Source organism: Hyunsoonleella ulvae (assembly GCF_016827605.1).
GTDB lineage: Bacteria > Bacteroidota > Bacteroidia > Flavobacteriales > Flavobacteriaceae > Jejuia > Jejuia ulvae.
The window spans coordinates 276,975-296,354 of record NZ_JAEPJQ010000001.1 but is presented as its reverse complement, the minus strand read 5'-3'; the positions used below and the strand labels follow the sequence as shown (position 1 = coordinate 296,354).

17 protein-coding genes are annotated in these 19,380 nt (G+C 36.3%); 13 read left to right on the top strand and 4 right to left on the bottom strand.

Annotation, left to right across the window (positions count from 1 at the left end):
- Positions 1-13 precede the first annotated feature (13 nt).
- Together arsS and JS605_RS01330 are read right to left on the bottom strand one after the other, a co-directional pair.
- Positions 14-1,069 carry an arsenosugar biosynthesis radical SAM (seleno)protein ArsS gene (gene arsS / locus JS605_RS01335; RefSeq protein WP_203256716.1) on the bottom strand — a complete coding sequence of 352 codons (1,056 nt, stop codon included), beginning with the start codon at positions 1,067-1,069 and terminating at the stop codon, positions 14-16.
- Between the two features lie 145 nt (positions 1,070-1,214).
- On the bottom strand, positions 1,215-1,550 hold the full coding sequence (locus JS605_RS01330) for an arsenosugar biosynthesis-associated peroxidase-like protein (RefSeq protein WP_130937115.1): 336 nt from the start codon (positions 1,548-1,550) through the stop codon (positions 1,215-1,217).
- 203 nt (positions 1,551-1,753) lie between these two features.
- Here JS605_RS01330 and JS605_RS01325 point away from each other — a divergent pair, with 203 nt between their 5' ends.
- From JS605_RS01325 to JS605_RS01315, 3 genes are all read left to right on the top strand, one after another.
- On the top strand, positions 1,754-3,238 hold the full coding sequence (locus JS605_RS01325; protein WP_203255899.1) for a xylulokinase: 1,485 nt from the start codon (positions 1,754-1,756) through the stop codon (positions 3,236-3,238).
- A 3-nt stretch (positions 3,239-3,241) separates the two neighbouring features.
- Positions 3,242-4,549 (top strand): xylose isomerase, encoded by a 1,308-nt coding sequence (gene xylA / locus JS605_RS01320; RefSeq protein ID WP_203255898.1) that lies wholly within the window; start codon positions 3,242-3,244, stop codon positions 4,547-4,549.
- Positions 4,550-4,613: 64 nt separating this feature from the next.
- Positions 4,614-6,044, top strand: coding sequence for a sugar porter family MFS transporter (locus JS605_RS01315; RefSeq protein ID WP_203255897.1), 1,431 nt, complete (start codon positions 4,614-4,616; stop codon positions 6,042-6,044).
- A 58-nt stretch (positions 6,045-6,102) separates the two neighbouring features.
- Here JS605_RS01315 and yihA read toward each other — a convergent pair whose 3' ends face one another.
- Positions 6,103-6,702, bottom strand: coding sequence for a ribosome biogenesis GTP-binding protein YihA/YsxC (gene yihA, locus JS605_RS01310; protein WP_203255896.1), 600 nt, complete (start codon positions 6,700-6,702; stop codon positions 6,103-6,105).
- 30 nt (positions 6,703-6,732) lie between these two features.
- Positions 6,733-7,497 (bottom strand): alpha/beta fold hydrolase, encoded by a 765-nt coding sequence (locus JS605_RS01305; RefSeq protein WP_203256715.1) that lies wholly within the window; start codon positions 7,495-7,497, stop codon positions 6,733-6,735.
- 298 nt (positions 7,498-7,795) lie between these two features.
- Here JS605_RS01305 and mraZ point away from each other — a divergent pair, with 298 nt between their 5' ends.
- The 10 genes from mraZ to murC all read left to right on the top strand — a co-directional run bounded on the left by mraZ (position 7,796) and on the right by murC (position 19,321).
- Positions 7,796-8,263, top strand: coding sequence for a division/cell wall cluster transcriptional repressor MraZ (gene mraZ, locus JS605_RS01300; RefSeq protein ID WP_203255895.1), 468 nt, complete (start codon positions 7,796-7,798; stop codon positions 8,261-8,263).
- A complete protein-coding gene (rsmH, locus tag JS605_RS01295) occupies positions 8,244-9,146 on the top strand; it encodes a 16S rRNA (cytosine(1402)-N(4))-methyltransferase RsmH (RefSeq protein WP_203256714.1) in 903 nt (300 codons plus the stop codon). The genes mraZ and rsmH overlap by 20 nt, the downstream gene beginning before the upstream one ends.
- Positions 9,147-9,464, top strand: coding sequence for an FtsL-like putative cell division protein (locus JS605_RS01290; RefSeq protein ID WP_203255894.1), 318 nt, complete (start codon positions 9,147-9,149; stop codon positions 9,462-9,464).
- A 63-nt stretch (positions 9,465-9,527) separates the two neighbouring features.
- Positions 9,528-11,486 carry a penicillin-binding protein gene (locus tag JS605_RS01285; protein ID WP_203256713.1) on the top strand — a complete coding sequence of 653 codons (1,959 nt, stop codon included), beginning with the start codon at positions 9,528-9,530 and terminating at the stop codon, positions 11,484-11,486.
- Positions 11,483-12,946 carry a UDP-N-acetylmuramoyl-L-alanyl-D-glutamate--2,6-diaminopimelate ligase gene (locus JS605_RS01280; protein ID WP_203255893.1) on the top strand — a complete coding sequence of 488 codons (1,464 nt, stop codon included), beginning with the start codon at positions 11,483-11,485 and terminating at the stop codon, positions 12,944-12,946. The genes JS605_RS01285 and JS605_RS01280 overlap by 4 nt, the downstream gene beginning before the upstream one ends.
- The gene (mraY, locus tag JS605_RS01275; RefSeq protein WP_203255892.1) at positions 12,947-14,188 is read left to right on the top strand and encodes a phospho-N-acetylmuramoyl-pentapeptide-transferase; all 1,242 of its coding nucleotides are present in this window, start codon (positions 12,947-12,949) and stop codon (positions 14,186-14,188) included.
- Positions 14,189-14,219: 31 nt separating this feature from the next.
- A complete protein-coding gene (gene murD / locus JS605_RS01270; RefSeq protein ID WP_203256712.1) occupies positions 14,220-15,608 on the top strand; it encodes a UDP-N-acetylmuramoyl-L-alanine--D-glutamate ligase in 1,389 nt (462 codons plus the stop codon).
- Between the two features lie 8 nt (positions 15,609-15,616).
- Complete coding sequence (locus JS605_RS01265) at positions 15,617-16,804, top strand: FtsW/RodA/SpoVE family cell cycle protein (protein ID WP_203255891.1); 1,188 nt, start codon at positions 15,617-15,619, stop codon at positions 16,802-16,804.
- Positions 16,805-16,868: 64 nt separating this feature from the next.
- Complete coding sequence (murG, locus tag JS605_RS01260; RefSeq protein ID WP_203255890.1) at positions 16,869-17,969, top strand: undecaprenyldiphospho-muramoylpentapeptide beta-N-acetylglucosaminyltransferase; 1,101 nt, start codon at positions 16,869-16,871, stop codon at positions 17,967-17,969.
- A complete protein-coding gene (gene murC, locus JS605_RS01255) occupies positions 17,969-19,321 on the top strand; it encodes a UDP-N-acetylmuramate--L-alanine ligase (protein ID WP_203255889.1) in 1,353 nt (450 codons plus the stop codon). The genes murG and murC overlap by 1 nt, the downstream gene beginning before the upstream one ends.
- Positions 19,322-19,380: the final 59 nt, after the last annotated feature.

Here is a 19,380-nt window from a genome sequence, read left to right as displayed (position 1 = left end):
GTTAAGGGGCTTTTTATGCTACAGTACCTTGGCAGCTACTTCCTGCTCCTGCTGTACAACCATAACAATGTTGTGAAATTACAATGTTTCTGCCTTGTAGTAGCTCTTCATTGTATTCTGAAATGTGTTTTACTTTACTATTAACCGGTAGTTCTAGCATTTGGTTAAAATCACAATCGTATAAATAGCCATCCCAGCTTACGGAAATGGTATTGGTACACATTACATTTGCAACTGCTGAGGGATTGTAGGCCTCTACTAATTGATACATGTAATCTTCGTAATTTTCTGAAGCTATGAGGTAGTCTAAAAACCTTGAAATAGGCAGATTGGTAATAGCGAATAAATTGTGGAATTGAATACCAAAATCATCCATCAATGCTTTTTTAAAATCTTTCTCCATAGACATTTGGTCTCCTGGTAAAAATGCTCCTGAAGGGTTGTATACCAAGTCTAACTTTAATGAACTTTCTGGCATACCATAACCTACACTGTTTAATTGTTGTAGGGCTTCTATTGAGGCATCAAAAACACCATCGCCTCTTTGCTTGTCGGTTTTGCCGCGTGTCCAGTGTGGCATAGAGCTAACCACGTGTACGTTATGTTTTTTAAAGAACTCTGGTAAATCGTAATATTTTTTATTAGCACGTATAATGGTAAGGTTAGAGCGTACAATAAAATCCTTTATTCCTGCTTTTGAGGCTTCTTCTACAAACCACTTAAAATTAGGATTCATTTCTGGGGCTCCTCCTGTTAAATCTAAAGTATGTGCACCAGTTTTTTTGATAACTTCTAAGCACTGTTGCATGGTCTCCTTTGTCATTATTTCTTTTCTATCTGGACCTGCATCTACATGACAATGTTCGCAAACTTGATTACACATGTAACCCACATTGATTTGGAGGATTTCCAGCTTTTTTGCTTTAAGCGGAAATTGATTGGATTCTGCTATTTTTTTTGCAAACGTTGGTAATTCTCCGTTTTGAAAGATGCCATTAGATAGGATTTCTAATTGCTTTTTGCTTTTGGCTAATGCGCTTTCGCGTTTGTGTAGCGATTGTGTCTTTATCTTTGTCATATTCTTTCTAAAAGCTATTAATCTTTGTTGTTCTATTTTGCGTTAGGGATTGAAGTGGCAGCTTTTGGCGAGGCGCGCATCGAGCCAAAACTATTAACGGAAAGCCTGACCCCTTGTGGGTAACGCCCAAGAGGTTTTACCCATCTAATTTATTTACTTTATTCATCATTTGTACGCCATGTACTAAAGTAGCACCACTTTTTATAGCTGCCCCAACATGTATGGCTTCCATCATCTCTTCTTTAGTTACTCCACGTTGAAGGCCGTCTTTGGTGTAGGCATCAATACAGTAAGGGCATTGTTCTGTATGTGCAACAGCTAAAGCGATTAAAGATTTCTCTCTTGCTGTAAGCGCCCCTTCCTCGAATACTTTGCCATAATATTCGAAGAATTTATTGCCTAAATCTTCGCTCCATTCTGTTATTTTACCAAATTTTCTTAGGTCTGCGGGGTCGTAATATGTTTTTTGCATTGTAATGTTTTTAATGTAAATATAAACATCTTAACCTACTATGTCGTTAAAAATGGTAAGTACTTAACAAAAAAATAGGATAATTTTATTACTTAAATTTTTCGTAGAAACCACAATGATATTTTTAAGCTTTATGCTAGCTACAGGGACTATTTTTTAACTTTCCACATTAAAATTTCTGCAAACCAATTAAAATCTAAAACGTGTATTATATTGGATATGATTTAGGGAGTTCCTCTGTAAAAGTTGCTATTGTTGATGCTGGAACGGGAGCGAATATAATTACTCTAAACGAGCCTACCAGTGAAATGGAAATTGTAGCGCCCCAACAGCACTGGGCAGAGCAAGACCCAAATATGTGGTGGGAATATGTATATGCGGCTACAAAGCGTGCTATTAAAGAAGGAAATATTGATGCTTCTAAAATTGCAGGTATTGGTATTTCGTATCAAATGCATGGTTTGGTTGTAGTGGACGCCGCTGGCAACCCTTTGCGTAATTCTATTATTTGGTGTGATAGCCGTGCAGTGGATATAGGTAACGCTGCATTTGAAGATTTAGGCAACGATGTTTGTATGCGTAAATTGCTTAATTCTCCTGGGAACTTTACAGCTTCTAAACTAAAATGGGTAAGAGATAACGAACCAGGGGTTTACGATAAAATACACAAATACATGTTGCCTGGGGATTTTATTGCCATGAAATTAACGGGACAAATTAACACGACTAAAAATGGGTTGTCTGAAGGCATGCTTTGGGATTATGAGGCTGATACGGTTGCAGATTGGTTGTTGGAACATTATAGTATAAGCACGGATTTAACGCCAGATATTGTTGAAAATTTTACTGAGCAATGCTCGGTTAATTTGGCTGGAGCTGAAGCTACTGGTTTGCCAGAGGGTATACCTATTACATACAGAGCGGGAGACCAACCAAATAATGCATTGTCGTTAAATGTATTTAATCATGGCGAGGTGGCTGCAACAGGAGGTACTTCTGGTGTAGTGTATGCGGTAACCAATGTTTTGAAATCAGAGGAGCCTTCTAGAATTAACCATTTTGCACACGTAAATTATTCAAACAGCAATCCCAGTCTAGGGAAGTTGTTATGCATAAATGGTGCAGGGATACAGTACAGGTGGCTAAAGGATAATTTAGCTTCTAATGCTTATGAAAGTATGAATGCCAAAGCAGAGGTTGTTCCTGTGGGAGCTGAAGGTGTTTGCGTGATTCCTTTTGGTAATGGTGCGGAGCGTATGCTAAATAATAAAATAGTGGGTACCCATATTTTAAATTTAAATTTAAATACACACAGCGAGGGGCATTTATGTCGCGCTGCTTTGGAAGGTATAGCTTTTTCTTTTGTGTATGGAATGGATATACTAAAACGTGATAATGCTGAGATAAAAGTAATTAGAGCAGGGAATGATAATTTATTTCGTTCAGAAATCTTTTCAAATACTGTAGCTACTTTAATAGGATACGATATAGAGATTTATAATACAACAGGTGCTGTTGGAGCGGCTAGGGCTGTTGGTTTAACAGATGGCGATTTTAAAAAATTTGGCGATAATATTACTGCTAACGACCATGTGATGACCTATAAGCCTTTAGGGAATAAAACGCCCTATGTAGAGGCTTATAACAACTGGAAAAAAGAATTAGAAATTATATTAAAACATAAATAACAAATGGAATATTTTAAAGGCATTGATGCTATTAAATACGAAGGAAAGGAATCTGATAATCCTTTAGCGTTTAAATACTACAATCCAGAACAAGTGGTGGCTGGTAAAACCATGCGAGAGCATTTTAAGTTTGCTATTGCTTATTGGCATACGTTCTGTGGGCAAGGTTCTGACCCATTTGGGCCCGGAACACAAAACTTTGCTTGGGATAAAGCTAACGACCCTATTCAGGCTGCTAAAGATAAAGCTGATGCAGCATTTGAGTTTATATCTAAAATGGGCTTTGATTATTACTGTTTTCATGATTATGACTTAGTTCAAGAAGCGCCAACTTTCGCAGAGTCTGAGAAACGACTAGCTACTATTGTAGATTATTTGAAAGGTAAACAGGCGGAAACTGGTAAAAAATTACTTTGGGGTACAGCTAATTGCTTCTCTAACCCTAGATATATGAATGGTGCTGCTACCAATCCAGAATTTAGTGTGGTTGCGAGAGCAGGGGCTCAAATAAAATTAGCATTAGATGCTACTATTGCCCTTGGAGGTGAAAACTATGTGTTTTGGGGAGGTCGTGAAGGATACATGTCTTTGCTTAATACAGATATGAAGCGTGAGTTAGACCACATGGCCCAATTGTTAACCATGGCAAGGGATTATGCCAGAGGTCAAGGGTTTAACGGGACGTTTTTTATTGAGCCTAAACCTATGGAACCCATGAAGCATCAATATGATTTTGACGCTGCTACAGCAATTGGTTTCTTAAAAGAATACGGTTTAGAGAAAGATTTTAAAATGAATATAGAGGTAAACCATGCTACCTTAGCACAACATACCTTTCAGCATGAATTAGAAGTTTCTGCTGCTGCTGGGATGTTGGGAAGTATTGATGCTAATAGGGGGGATTACCAAAATGGATGGGATACAGATCAGTTTCCAAATAACATACAAGAAACAACTGAAGCTATGTTGGTGTTCCTAAAAGCAGGAGGCTTACAAGGTGGAGGTGTTAACTTTGATGCAAAGATTAGAAGAAACTCCACTGATTTAGAAGATGTGTTTTTAGCGCATATTGGTGGTGCCGATACCTTCGCTAGAGCCTTGATTACTGCTGATAAAATACTAACGTCTTCAGCTTACGAAAAATTAAGGGAGGAGCGTTATGCGTCTTTTGATGCTGGAAACGGTAAAGCTTTTGAAACAGGAAAGTTGAATTTTGATGACCTATATAAAATAGCTCAGGAAAATGGGGAATTACCATTAAAAAGTGGAAAACAAGAGTTATTTGAGAATATAATTAATCAGTATATTTAACGCTTGCTATATTTCTCATTAAAGTCCCTAAAGAAATATTATAAACATTTAAAACTTAATTATTTTGAAAACAGAAGAACAAGTAAATAAATTATATGTCATTGGAATTACCTTAGTAGCCACTTTAGGTGGATTTCTTTTTGGATTTGATAGTGGTGTTATAAATGGCACGGTAAAGGGACTTGAGATAGCTTTTGAGGCACAAAATATTGGAAGCGGATTTAATGTTGCATCTATGTTGTTAGGATGTGCTGTGGGTGCATTTTTTGCAGGTAAACTGGCCGATTTATATGGAAGAAGGTCTATGCTTATTGTTGCCTCTATTTTATTTATAATATCTGCTTGGGGATCTGGAATTTCAACATCATCAATAGAGTTTATCGTTTATAGGATTCTTGGAGGTTTAGGTGTAGGTGCGGCTTCAGTAATGGCACCAGCTTATATTAGTGAGATTGCGCCAGCAAAATATAGAGGGGCACTAGCTACTACTCAACAAATTGCAATTATTGCAGGTTTGTTTTTCTCATTTCTTAGTAATTATAAATTAGCTGATATTTCTGGTTCTGCCTTAAATCCATTTTGGTGGGATTATGAAACGTGGCGTTGGATGTTTTGGGTGGAATTAATTCCAGCTGCCATTTTCTTTGTTTCGCTGCTATTTATACCAGAGAGTCCGCGTTATTTGGTCGCAAAAAGCCATAAAGGAAAAGCGCAGAAAGTGCTAAGTAAACTCTACGGAGCAGTAATGGGAGAACAAAAAGTGCAGGAAATAGATGCTTCACTATCGGCAGATCATAAACCGCGCTTTTCTGATTTATATGATAAAACACTTGGGCGTATAAAACCGATTGTATGGGTAGGTATTGGGCTTGCAGCATTTCAGCAGTTTGTTGGTATTAATGTGGTTTTTTACTACGGAGCTGTATTATGGCAAGCGGTTGGTTTTGACGAAGGAGATTCGTTATTAATTAATGTGATCTCTGGTGCTTTGAGTATAGCTGGAGTAGTGCTATCGTTGTTTTTGGTAGATAAAATAGGACGAAAACCAATACTTATGATTGGTTCCATAGGAATGAGTGTTACTTTAGCTTTGGTGGTTTATGCTTTTTCTACGGGAGCGTTAGAGCTTAATCCGGCAACAGGACAAGAGACGCTACAGTTAAGTGATGGCATGGGGATACTTGCGCTAATTGCTGCTAATGCCTATGTAATGTTGTTTAACTTTTCGTGGGGACCTGTTATGTGGGTAATGTTAGGGGAAATGTTCCCAAACCAAATAAGAGGACTAGGGTTAGCAATAGCAGGATTGTCGCAATGGATAGCGAATTTTATAGTAACCTTAACTTTCCCTATGTTGCTCGGGTCTATGGGGCTTGCTTTTGCCTATAGCTTATATACAATAGGAGCTATTCTATCAGTGTACTTTGTGTTTAAAAAAGTTCCAGAAACCAAGGGTAAAACGCTTGAGGAAATGGAAAGTATTTGGCAAAAGTAATTTTTTTGCTACTAATGATATTTCACAAAAATGGCATTCTGAAATCTAGAATGCCATTTTAGTTTAAGTTGCTGTTTAGTTGTTCAATATAGTCTAAAACATCATCCTTCCCAATGCCTTTAGAGCTTGAGGTTATAAAATAATTAGGCATCTCTTCCCAATATTCTAAGATCGTAGTTTTGTAGTCGCTAACGTGCCTTTCTATGGCTTTAGGTTTTAATTTATCAGCTTTTGTGAATATAATTGAAAATGGAATACCGTTCTCCCCCAGCCATAGCATAAAATCTAAATCTATAGGTTGGGGTTTGTGGCGAATATCTACTAAAACAAAACCAGTAACCAGCTGTTCGCGATGTGCAAAATATTGGGTAATGAATTTTTGAAAGGTTTTTTTAGAACTTTTAGAAACACGAGCATAACCATAACCAGGTAAATCAACCAAATGCCAATTTTTGTTAATTGAAAAATGATTGATAAGTTGTGTTTTTCCTGGTTTCCCTGAAGTTTTTGCTAGTTTTTTTCTCCCTGTAAGCATGTTGATTAATGAAGATTTTCCAACATTACTTCTGCCAATAAAAGCATATTCAGGTAAGCTGCTTTTGGGGCATTTAGTAACATCAGAATTACTAACTACAAATTCGGCAGATTTAATCAGCATAGGATTTTAATTTGAATATGGATTACTGATTTATAGTTTCCTGTCCATCAGCCAGGAGTGTAAAATCTCATTGAATGTATCAGGGTGTTCCATCATTGCTGCATGTCCACATTTGTCAATCCAAAATAAGTTGGAATCTGGTAATAATTCATGAAATTCCTCTGCAACTTCAGGAGGTGTAACATTATCGTTTTTTCCCCAAATAATGCATGTAGGCGTGTGCATGTTTGGTAAATCTTTTGCCATATTGTGTCGTATGGCACTTTTGGCAATGGCAAGTGTCTTTATTAGTTTGTTACGATCGTTTACGGTAGCATAAACTTCGTCTACAATTTCTTTTGTAGCTACTTCAGGATCGTAAAATACATCCTGTGCTTTCTTTTTGATGACTTCGTAATCACTACGCTTGGTATAACCACTACCCATAGCACTTTCGTAAAGCCCAGAACTTCCTGTAATTACCAGACCTTTTACTTTTTTTGGGTATAGTTTAGTGTGGTAAAGACCAATGTGACCACCTAGGGAGTTTCCCAATAAAATAACGTCTTTAAACCCCTTAAATTCAATAAAATCATGAAGATATTTTGCAAAACTCTTTACATTGGTTTTTAAGAGCGACATGGTATAGATTGGTAGTTCGGGAATCACAACTTTGTATCCGTTAGTGCTAAAAAAGTTTTTAACGGAATCAAAATTACTTAAGCCTCCCATTAAACCATGAAGCACAATTATGGGTGTGCCTTCACCAACCTCTATATAACTATAACCTTTTTCTTTTCTTAAGCTTTCCCCCATTAATCTTGGTTCATCCATTTCGTTAAAAACAAATATAGTTAAATCATTCATATTTCAAGAGGTTATTTTTTTCTGGGGATTTGGTAATGGAATTAAGAGTTGTCAACAGTGGTTGATAAGATGTTTTACCACTTTGTAAGTGGTTGATATTGAATAATAAACTTGTGTGATTAGTTTAAAACAACACTTGAAAAATCCTTGTATTTTAAAAATTATCAACAAAAGTGGGATAAAGTGGTAAATCGTGGTAAATTTTGATATATTTGAAACTTAAACACCAAAAACTGAAATCGTTACAGTGCATTCATTGATAGGGACATACAATTGTAAGGTCGACGCTAAAGGGCGTATGATGATACCAGCAGGTATGAAAAAACAGTTGATGCCCATTTTAGATGATGGTTTTGTGTTACGTCGTTCTGTGTTTCAAAAATGTTTGGAGCTGTACCCTATGGCAGAGTGGCAGCTATTGATGCAAAAGATGAATAAACTGAATAGGTTTAAGAAAAAGAACAACGATTTTATTAGACGATTTAGTGCTGGTGCTAGAATCATAGAAGTAGATGGTAATGGCAGATTGTTGATTCCTAAAGATTTAACGGTTTTTGCTTCTATATCAAAAGACATTGTAATCTCTCCGTCGATAAATATTATCGAGATATGGGATAAAGATTTGTACGAGCAATCCATTGACGATGCGGCTCTGGATTTTGCTGATTTGGCAGAGGAAGTAATGGGTCAAGATGATGGAGACGATGTATCATAATCCAGTGTTGTTGAAGGAAACCGTAGACGGGTTAGATGTAAAACCTGATGGTGTTTATGTAGATGTAACCTTTGGCGGCGGTGGTCATAGCAAAGAAATTTTAAGTAGACTTGGGGGGCGTGGTAGGTTGTTTGCTTTTGATCAAGATTTAGACGCTTTAAATAATGCAATTGATGATGATCGATTTGTATTGATAAATGAAAACTTTAGACACGTAAAACGGTTCTTAAGATTTCACGGAGTTAAGGAGGTGGATGGTGTTTTGGCAGACTTTGGAGTGTCCTCTCATCAGTTTGATGTTGCAGAGCGTGGATTTTCTACACGGTTTGAGGCGAATTTGGATATGCGAATGAACCAGCAAAATGAATTATCGGCATATCATGTTGTAAATGAGTACGAAGAAGAACGGCTAAGACAAGTGTTTTTTCAGTATGGGGAGTTGAGGGCGGCACCGGCAATGGCAAGATTAATTGTGGCTCACAGACAAGATGAGCCTATCGTAACCAGTCAACAATTAAAGCAAGTGTTGCAAAAGTTTCTTTCGCCAAGGCATGAAAATAAAATTTTAGCTCAAATCTATCAGGCGATTCGAATAGAGGTTAATCAAGAAATAGAGGTGTTAAAAGAATTTTTGTTGCAAACACCAGAAGTTTTAAAAGTGGGTGGTAGGCTAAGCTTTATTTCTTATCACTCCTTAGAAGATAGGCTGGTAAAGCGCTTTATAAGAAATGGAATGTTTGAAGGCGAGCCAGAACGGGATGTGTTTGGGAATTTTGAGGTGCCATTAAAAAAAGTAAATGGGTTGATAGTGCCTACACAAGAGGAAATAAAATTAAATAATAGAGCGCGTAGCGCAAAGCTTAGAATAGCCGAAAAAATATAGATGAAAAATAAAATCTATAACATTTTAAAAGGGACATTTTTGGTAAGTGATGATTCGTTTAAGAATTGGCGCATTATACTTTTTATATCAGCATTAGCTATTGTAATGATTGCGAGTTCCCATAGTGCCGATAAAAAAGTACACGAAATAGCAAAGCTTAAAAATGAAGTGAAAGAAATGCGATCTGCATTTGTAGACGGGCGTTCTAGATTAATGCGCTTAAAAATGGAATCTTCGGTTGTGGTAAAAATGCAAGAAAAGGGATTGGTGCCCTCTGTGATTCCGCCAAAAAAAATAAAAGTTAAATCACAAAACTAAAGTTAAATCTTGGCAGTAAGCGAGAAGAACATATTAAATCGATTGTATTTCATAGCAGGATGTATGTTCATCTTCGGGATTGCTGTTATGGTAAAATTGGCAAATGTTCAGTTTGTGCAAGGCGATGAGTATCGCGCCAAAGCAAGTGAACGTATTGTAAAAGACTTTCCAGTTCCTGCTAACCGCGGTAATGTCTACTCCGTTAACGGAAATTTACTAGCGACTTCCATCCCGAAATATGATATTAGGATTGATGCACTTACGCCAAAAACATCAGTTTTTAAAGAGCATTTAAAAGGGCTTTGCGATTCTCTGGCAAAATTCCCAGGAAAGAGAACGTCTAGCCAATACCAGCAGCAATTGCGTAGAGCAAGGATTAATAAAAATAGATATTTTTTGCTAGCCAGAAATTTAGGCTACTCTGAATATATGCGTATGCGCACTTATCCATTACTGGATAAAAGTCCATTTAAAGGAGGGTTGATTGTAGAACAAAGAACAAAACGAGAACACCCTATGGGTGGTATTGCACAACGTACTATTGGTTACGAGCGTATTGATGATAATGGTAATGTAACACGTCCGGGAATTGATGGTGCCTTTGGGGTAAAGTATTTGCGAGGGGTAGATGGAAAACACGCCAAACAGCAAATAGGTAAAAATCAATGGAAACCTATAATTGACTATAATAAAATTGAGCCTCAAGATGGTTTGGATGTGTATACTACCATAGATGTGAATATTCAGGATATAGCGCATCATTCACTATTGAATCAACTTGAAAAGTATAAAGCAGATCATGGGTGCGCTGTGGTTATGGAGGTAGAAACAGGAGAAGTAAGGGCTATAGTAAATTTAGGTAGGAATGCAGAAGGAAAATATTACGAAAGAAGGAACTATGCGGTTTGGGAGTCTCATGAGCCAGGGTCAACATTTAAATTAATGGCACTCGCTGCTGGTTTAGAAGATAAAGTTATTGATACAAGTGATGTTGTAGATACGGAAAAAGGTGTTTTAACCTACTACGGTAAGAAAGTAAAAGACTCAAAGTGGGGAGGGTACGGCAAGATCTCTTTGTCTGAAGCCTTTGAAGTATCATCTAACACGGGAATAGTAAAGGCGATTTATAATGCTTACAAGGATAAGCCAGAAAAGTTTGTGGATAGGCTGTATGATATGAACTTAAATAATAAGCTTAACCTGCCTATTATTGGTGAGGGGGAGGCTATTATTCCAGATCCAAGAATAAAAAACAAACGCTGGAGCGGCATAGCATTACCTTGGATGGCTTTTGGTTATGGTGTGTCATTTACACCGTTGCAAACATTAACATTCTACAATGCCGTTGCAAATGATGGTATTATGGTAAAACCTAGGTTTTTAAAAGAAGTTAAGGAGTTTGATAAGACTATAGTGCCGTTTGAGCGCGAAATAATTAATAAGCAAATATGTTCTGAAACTACTATAAAAAAGCTTCAAAAATTATTGAAAAATGTGGTAGAGAAAAAGCATGGGACAGGGCATAGATTATATTCTAAAAACTTCTCAATGGCGGGTAAAACAGGTACCTGTCAAAAAGACTATAAAGATAAAGAAAAACTGAATTATATATCGTCGTTTGCAGGTTTTTTTCCTGCGGATAATCCAAAGTATTCCTGCATCGTAGTGATTCATGAACCAGATAAAAAAGTAGGATACTATGGCGCAGATGTGTCAGGTCCAGTTTTTAAAACCATAGCCCAAAAAATATTTACAGACACACCAGTGATTGAAGAGATGGGTTCTTTAGAGGTAAAACATGCTTCAGTAGAAGAACAGTTTGAAGATTATTTTAAAACAGCTCAAACCTACAAAACTATAATGCCAAATGTGGTTGGTTTGCCAGCAATGGATGCGGTGGCATTATTAGAAAATATGGGATTAAAAGTAGGCTTTAAAGGGGCAGGAATAGTAAAAAAGCAGTCTATTGCCAAAGGACAAAAAATAAAAAAGAATCAAAAAGTGATTTTAGAAATATCGTGAGTATTCTAAAGGACATATTGTATAAAGTGAATATTAATGCTGTTGTTGGTAATACCAACATAGTTATTAATGCCATACAATTCGATTCCAGAAAAATAGTAAACAAAGATGTTTTTGTTGCTGTAAAAGGAACTCTTGTTGATGGTCACAGTTATATAGATGTCGCAATAAAACAAGGTGCATTAGTTATTATATGCGAAACTTTGCCTACTAATTTGGTTGATGGTATTACCTATGTAGAAGTTAACAATTCAAACAAAGCACTGGCAATAATGGCTTCAAATTATTACGATTCCCCATCTGATAATTTGAAGCTAGTTGGTGTAACAGGTACTAATGGAAAAACCACGGTTACAACCTTGTTGTACCAATTGTTTAAAAATGCTGGGTATAAAGTTGGCTTAATATCTACAGTAAAAGTATTAGTTGATGATGCGGAGTATAAAGCAACCCATACCACTCCAGATTCACTAACCATTAATAAATATTTACAGCAGATGAATGAGGCGGGTGTTGAATTTTGCTTTATGGAAGTGAGTTCTCATGGTATTCATCAAGGTAGAACAGAAGGGTTAAAGTTTGAAGGAGGGGTGTTTACCAATCTTTCCCACGATCACCTTGATTATCATAACACATTTGCAGAATACAGGGATGTGAAAAAATCATTTTTCGATGGTTTGGATAAGCATGCTTTTGCATTGTCAAATACAGATGACAAAAATGGATTGGTAATGTTGCAAAATACTGCAGCTAAAAAATACACCTATGCTTTAAAAGGGTATGCCGATTATAAGTCTCAAATTTTAGAGAATGAATTTAGTGGACTTTTACTGTCTATTGATGGAAACGAAGTGTGGACGCGCCTAATAGGCAATTTTAATGCCTATAATGTCTTAGCGATTTACGCTACTGCAGAATTACTAGGACTTGAAAAAGTTGAAATTTTAAGATTGATAAGTGATTTGCAAAGCGTTAGCGGAAGGTTCCAATATTTAGTGTCTGATGAAAAGATAACTGCTATTGTAGATTATGCGCATACTCCTGATGCCTTAAAAAATGTATTGGAGACCATTAATAGTATCCGTACAAAAAACGAATCGCTTATAACGGTTGTGGGCTGTGGAGGAGATAGGGATAAAACAAAGCGTCCTGTAATGGCGCATATCGCATCAGAGTTGAGCACGAAAGTGATTTTTACAAGTGATAATCCAAGAAGCGAGGAGCCAGAGACTATCATAGAGGAGATGGAAAAAGGGGTGGAGCCTCAAAACTTTAAAAAAACACTGTCGGTTGTAGATAGAAAGCAAGCTATTAAAACAGCATGTCAATTGGCTCAAGCTAAAGATATTATTCTAATAGCAGGGAAAGGTCATGAAACCTATCAAGAAATAAAAGGAGAACGATTTGATTTTGACGATTATAAAACAGTTCAGGAATTTTTAAAACAGTTGCAAAAGTAAATGCTATACTACCTATTTGATTATTTAGAGAAAGAGTTTCAGTTCCCGGGAGCTTCGCTTTTTGGTTTTTTAACCTTTAGAGGCGCTCTGGCGATGATTCTTTCTTTGTTGATTTCTACCATTTATGGAAAGCGTATTATTCGTTTTCTTCAAAAGAAACAAATGGGAGAAACTATCAGGGATCTAGGATTGGCAGGGCAAGCGGAAAAAGCAGGAACACCAACTATGGGTGGTATCATCATTATACTAGCAACGCTCATACCTGTGTTCTTGTTAGCAAAACTAGAGAATGTTTACATTATCCTGCTTATCATTACAACGCTTTGGATGGGGGTTATTGGGTTTATCGATGATTACATCAAAAAATTCAAAAATGATAAAGAGGGTTTAAAAGGACGTTTTAAAGTTTTAGGCCAGATAGGTTTGGGGCTTATCGTAGGTTTAACATTGTATCTTAATCCAAACGTTACCATTAAGGAACAGTTGCCTCAACAAGAGCAGCAAGTACTGCTACAAGAAAACCCTAATTTACCGATAAGTAAACTATTTGGGGAGGAGCATCAATCCACTAAAACAACAATCCCCTTTGTAAAAAATAATGAGTTTGATTATGCAAATCTTATCACATGGATTAGTGAAGATTTAGCAAGTTATGCTTGGATAATTTTTGTGCTAGTGGCCATATTTATCATTACGGCGGTATCAAATGGTGCAAATCTTACCGATGGTATCGATGGTTTGGCAGCGGGAACTTCAGCAATAATAGTACTGACTCTTGGGATTTTTGCATGGGTATCAGGTAATATAGTGTTTTCAGATTACCTAAATATTATGTACATCCCAAGAGTTGAGGAGATTACTATTTACATAGCAGCATTCGTGGGGGCTTTAATAGGGTTCTTGTGGTACAATACGTTTCCTGCACAAGTATTTATGGGAGATACAGGGAGTTTAACCATAGGTGGAATTATAGCGGTTATTGCAATCGCAGTGCGTAAAGAATGGTTAATACCGCTAATGTGTGGCATTTTCTTGGCTGAAAACTTATCGGTGGTCATTCAGGTAAGCTGGTTTAAATACACAAAGAAAAAATATGGAGAGGGACGACGCATTTTTAAGATGTCACCATTGCATCATCACTATCAAAAACTGGGGTATCACGAAAGTAAAATTGTAACACGATTTTGGATTGTGGGAATTCTTTTAGCTATTCTTTCAATAGTAACCTTGAAAATTAGGTAGCAAATTTTAGTGAAAGCGGGAGTCTTAGATGATGAAGGAAAAAAAAATAAATAAGAGTGAGCAGCTCCAATCCTTTGGAGGGGTTGGAGGAGGCTTTCTTGTAATTCTTGGAGGAGGAGAAAGTGGTGTAGGTACAGCGCTTTTAGGAAAAGCCAAAGGTTATACTGTTTTTGTTTCTGATAGAGGAAAAATAAAAACTAAGTACAAAGACGTTCTTATACATAATGGGATTGAATGGGAGGAAGAGCAGCATACAGAAGCTAAAATATTAAATGCAGATGTAGTGATGAAGAGTCCGGGTATTCCAGATACAGTTGCACTTGTAAAAGCGATTAAAGAAAAAGGAATTACGATAGTTTCTGAAATCGAATTCGCATCAAAATTTACATCAGCTAGCATTATTGGGATTACTGGAAGTAACGGTAAAACTACGACAGCAACTTTAACGCATCATTTGCTAAAGGATGAGTTAAATGTGGGTTTAGCAGGGAATATTGGTGATAGTTTCGCAAAGCAATTATTGGAAAAAAATTATGAAAACTATGTTTTGGAGATAAGTAGTTTTCAGTTAGATGATGTTATTGACTTTAAACCAAAAATTGCTGTGATAACCAATATCACACCAGATCATTTAGATAGATATGATTATAAGTTTGAGAATTATGTGAATGCAAAATTTAGGATTGCGATGAATCAAACCAAAGGTGATTATTTGATTTATGATGCAGATGATGAGGTTATAACAAATCACTTAAAAGCCAATCCAGTTCAATCTACATTGTTGCCATTTTCATTAAAAAAGGAGATTGAAAATGGCGCATATTTTAAAAATAATAAACTAATAATAACGATATATAATAACCAAATAATTATGCCAACAACGAACTTAACTTTAGAAGGAAAGCACAATATTAAAAATGCTATGGCTGCCTCTACCGTAGCGCATTTACTAAAAATTAGAAAACAAACCATACGCGAAAGTTTAGAGAATTTTCAGGGCGTGGAGCATAGGTTGGAGCAAGTACTTAAAATTAATAGGGTGCAATACATCAATGACTCAAAAGCAACTAATGTAAATGCTACATATTTTGCTTTAGAAAGTATGGATGCGCCTACAGTATGGATTGTTGGTGGTGTAGATAAAGGTAATGATTACAGAGAGTTGTTTCCATTTGTAAATGAAAAGGTAAAAGCAATTATTTGCTTAGGGGTTGACAATGGAAAACTAATGGATGCATTTGGAAGTATGGTTGATGTTATTGTTGAAACCCAATTTATGAGTGAAGCAGTTAAAATTGCATATAAGATAGCTGAATCCGGAGATAACGTGCTCTTGTCTCCAGCATGCGCAAGCTTTGATTTATTTGAAAATTATGAAGATAGAGGGCGTCAGTTTAAAAATGCCGTAAGAAATTTATAAAGATTATTGTGCAGCAAGTTTTTAAAAACATAAAAGGAGACCGGTTAATTTGGGCAATAGTATCACTATTGGCTATTCTGTCGTTTTTGCCTGTTTATAGTGCTGCTAGTAATTTGGCTTACAAAGGAGAAGGTACAAATACCTTCGTTTATTTTGTAAAGCATTTTGTGTTTTTGCTTTCGGGGTTTTTAATTATGTATGGGGCGCATAAAATTCCTTATCGTTATTTTAAAGGGTTGTCTTTAGTCATGATCCCTGTTGTTCTTGTCTTACTTGCAATTACAGCGTTACAGGGAGAAACTGTTGGAGGGGCAACTGCCAGTAGATGGATAAAAATTGGAGGTGTGTCGTTTCAAACATCAGCATTGGCGGCAGTGGTTTTAATGGTTTATGTAGCGAGGTATCTATCTAAGATGAAAGATAAGGTAATAACACTAAAAGCTTCCATTTTACCACTATGGATTCCTGTGTTTTTGGTTCTGGCACTCATATTGCCGTCAAATTTTTCCACCACTGCTATAATATTTACAATGGTGTTAATATTGGTATATATGGGAGGTTACCCTGTAAAATATTTAGCTGTGATTTTAGGTTCAGGGTTAATTGCATTAACGTTTTTTGTTTTAATAGCAAGGATGACGGAAGGGCCTTTAAAAGTGAAAGTAAATACTTGGGAAAACAGGATTAAAAATTATTGGAACGGTGAGGATACCGAGGCAGATTATCAAATAGAGAAAGCTAAAATAGCTATAGCTTCAGGAGAAATATATGGTGTCGGTCCGGGGAAAAGTATTCAAAAAAACTTTTTGCCCCAAATTTCTTCAGATTTCATTTTTGCTATAATTATAGAAGAATATGGGTTGATAGGAGGTTTCCTAATTATGCTGTTGTATTTGTGGTTGCTCTTTAGGGTGGTTATTGTGGCGCAAAAGGCAGATACCGTTTTTGGGAAATTGCTGGTTTTGGGTGTTGGGTTGCCTATAATTTTTCAGGCATTAATAAACATGGCAGTAGCAGTAGAATTATTTCCTGTTACTGGGCAAACATTACCACTTATCAGTAGTGGTGGGACATCCATTTGGATGACTTGTCTTGCCATAGGCATCATATTAAGTGTAAGTGCTAGACGAGAAGAGGTAAAAGAACAGGAAATAAATAAAGACAACCCTTTAGAAATACTTTCTGAAACAATTTAGGTTGGTAGGCACTAGATGGCTATGGGTTTTGAAATTTAGTTTTTTGGAAATTTAAATAAGATTAGTGGCAAAAGAACATAAATATCGCATTGTATTATCAGGAGGTGGCACAGGAGGCCATATATACCCTGCTATTGCCATTGCTAACGAGCTTAAGTTACGATATCCAGAATCAGAGTTTCTTTTTGTGGGAGCTAAAGATAGGATGGAAATGGAAAAAGTGCCAAGAGCAGGATACGATATTAAGGGGTTGTGGATTTCAGGGATACAGAGACGGATAACCTTAAAGAATATGATGTTTCCATTAAAGGTATTGGTTGGTCTTTGGAAGGCACGCAAAATTATAAAATCGTTTAAGCCAGATGTAGCAATTGGTACAGGGGGATTTGCGAGTGGTCCGTTGTTACAAGTAGCAGCATTCAATAAAATTCCAACATTAATACAAGAGCAAAATTCGTATCCAGGGATAACAAATAAGATTTTATCAAAAAAAGCAGATAAAATATGTGTGGCATATGAAGGTTTAGAACGGTTTTTCCCAAAGGATAAAATTAGGGTGACGGGTAACCCAGTACGACAAGATTTATTGAGTATAGATGGAAAAACTGTGGAAGCAAAAAATCATTTCAATCTAAAACATGGTAAATATACCTTACTGGTTTTGGGAGGGAGTTTGGGTTCAAGACGTATTAATCAATTAATTGAGCAAAAACTTGATTTTTTAAGTACACAAAATGTCGAAATTATTTGGCAATGTGGTAAGTTATATTACCAACAATATAAATTATATGGTAATTCCAAAGGTGTTCAAGTGTATCTGTTTTTAAATGAAATGGATATGGCTTATGCGTCTGCAGATATTATCATATCCAGAGCAGGGGCAAGTTCGGTTTCAGAATTGTGTATCGTTGGAAAACCCGTAATCTTCATACCCTCTCCTAATGTGGCAGAAGATCATCAAACCAAAAATGCGATGGCAATTGTAGATCAAGGTGCAGCCATAATGATTAAAGAGGAGGATTTAGATGCGGATTTTGAAAATAAGTTTTCACAGCTTGTTGCATCACAGGAAAAACAAAAAGAATTAGGTGAAAAAATTAAAGCGTTGGCATTGGTAAATGCAACCAAGGATATTGTTGACGAGATAGAATTATTGCTTAAATAATGGAGTTAAATACATTACATAACATTTATTTTATAGGTATTGGGGGTATTGGTATGAGCGCGTTAGCACGTTACTTCAAATCCATTGGAAAGCATGTTTCGGGTTATGATAAAACACCAACCGAGATTACAGATAATTTGCAAAAATTAGGTATCTCAATTCATTTTGAAGATACAATAACGTTAATAGAAACGCCTTTTAAGCACCATGAAAATACTTTGGTTGTGTATACACCAGCAATACCTAAAGATCATGAAGAATTAAACTTTTTCAAGTCCAAAGGATATCAAGTTATGAAACGCTCACAGGTTTTAGGTTTAATTACAGAAAACACCTTTTGTTTAGCTGTGGCTGGAACCCATGGAAAAACCACGACTACCAGTATACTAGGGCACCTCTTGTATCAAAGCGATGTGAAGCTAACCGCATTTTTAGGAGGGATAAGTGAGAATTATAATTCTAATTTAATCTTAAATGGTAGTGAAGTGTCGGTAGTGGAAGCGGATGAGTTTGATAGATCGTTTTTAACACTATCTCCAAATTTAGCCTGTATAACCTCTATGGATGCGGACCATTTGGATATTTATGGAGATGCCTCAAAACTTATGGCATCTTTTGAGGATTTTTCAAAGAAAATAAAACTCAATGGTAAGTTGTTTGTTAAAAATGGGTTACCGATTGAAGGAATAACCTATGGTATAGAAGACGATGCTGATTACTCAATCCAAAACATAAAAATAGAAAATGGGATGTATGTTTTTGATATGAAAACTCCAGAAACTATAGTTGAGGGATTGAGATTTAATCTTCCTGGAAGACACAATTTATCAAACGCATTAATAGCAATGGCAATGGCTGCTGAATATGGCGTCTCTCACCAGCAGCTTGCCGATGCACTTTCTACTTACAAAGGTGTAAAGCGCAGATTTACATATCAAATTAAAACAAATGATTTGGTGTTTATAGATGATTATGCACACCATCCAGAAGAAATTAATGCTGTACATGGGGCGGTGCGAGAAATGTATCCAGATAAGCGGGTATTGGCGGTTTTTCAGCCACATCTGTTTACTAGGACAAGAGATTTTATAGACGGCTTTGCGAGTAGTTTGGCACAGTTTGACGAAATATTACTTTTAGATATTTATCCAGCTAGGGAAAAGCCGATTGAAGGTGTAAATTCAAATTGGTTATTAGGTAAGATAGATAATCCCAATAAAAAGCTAACAGATAAAGCTAATTTGGTTTCAGAGATACATAAAAGCTCAGCACAAATAATTTTGACAATTGGTGCTGGAGATATAGGAGAAGAAGTAAAACATATTAAAAGAGAATTAAGCGTTGCGAGTTAACTGGAATTACATAAAAATATGTCTGCTATTTATTCTAGTGGGGCTTTTGTATGCTTTTG

Bases quoted from the DNA above. Each gene is read 5' to 3' on its own strand.
- JS605_RS01330 (WP_130937115.1), bottom strand. From the start codon at position 1,550: ATGCAAAAAACATATTACGACCCCGCAGACCTAAGAAAATTTGGTAAA.
- xylA (WP_203255898.1), top strand. From the start codon at position 3,242: ATGGAATATTTTAAAGGCATTGATGCTATTAAATACGAAGGAAAGGAA.
- yihA (WP_203255896.1), bottom strand. From the start codon at position 6,702: ATGCTGATTAAATCTGCCGAATTTGTAGTTAGTAATTCTGATGTTACT.
- JS605_RS01305 (WP_203256715.1), bottom strand. From the start codon at position 7,497: ATGGGGGAAAGCTTAAGAAAAGAAAAAGGTTATAGTTATATAGAGGTT.
- rsmH (WP_203256714.1), top strand. From the start codon at position 8,244: ATGGAGACGATGTATCATAATCCAGTGTTGTTGAAGGAAACCGTAGAC.
- JS605_RS01290 (WP_203255894.1), top strand. From the start codon at position 9,147: ATGAAAAATAAAATCTATAACATTTTAAAAGGGACATTTTTGGTAAGT.
- JS605_RS01285 (WP_203256713.1), top strand. From the start codon at position 9,528: ATGTTCATCTTCGGGATTGCTGTTATGGTAAAATTGGCAAATGTTCAG.
- mraY (WP_203255892.1), top strand. From the start codon at position 12,947: ATGCTATACTACCTATTTGATTATTTAGAGAAAGAGTTTCAGTTCCCG.
- murD (WP_203256712.1), top strand. From the start codon at position 14,220: ATGAAGGAAAAAAAAATAAATAAGAGTGAGCAGCTCCAATCCTTTGGA.
- murC (WP_203255889.1), top strand. From the start codon at position 17,969: ATGGAGTTAAATACATTACATAACATTTATTTTATAGGTATTGGGGGT.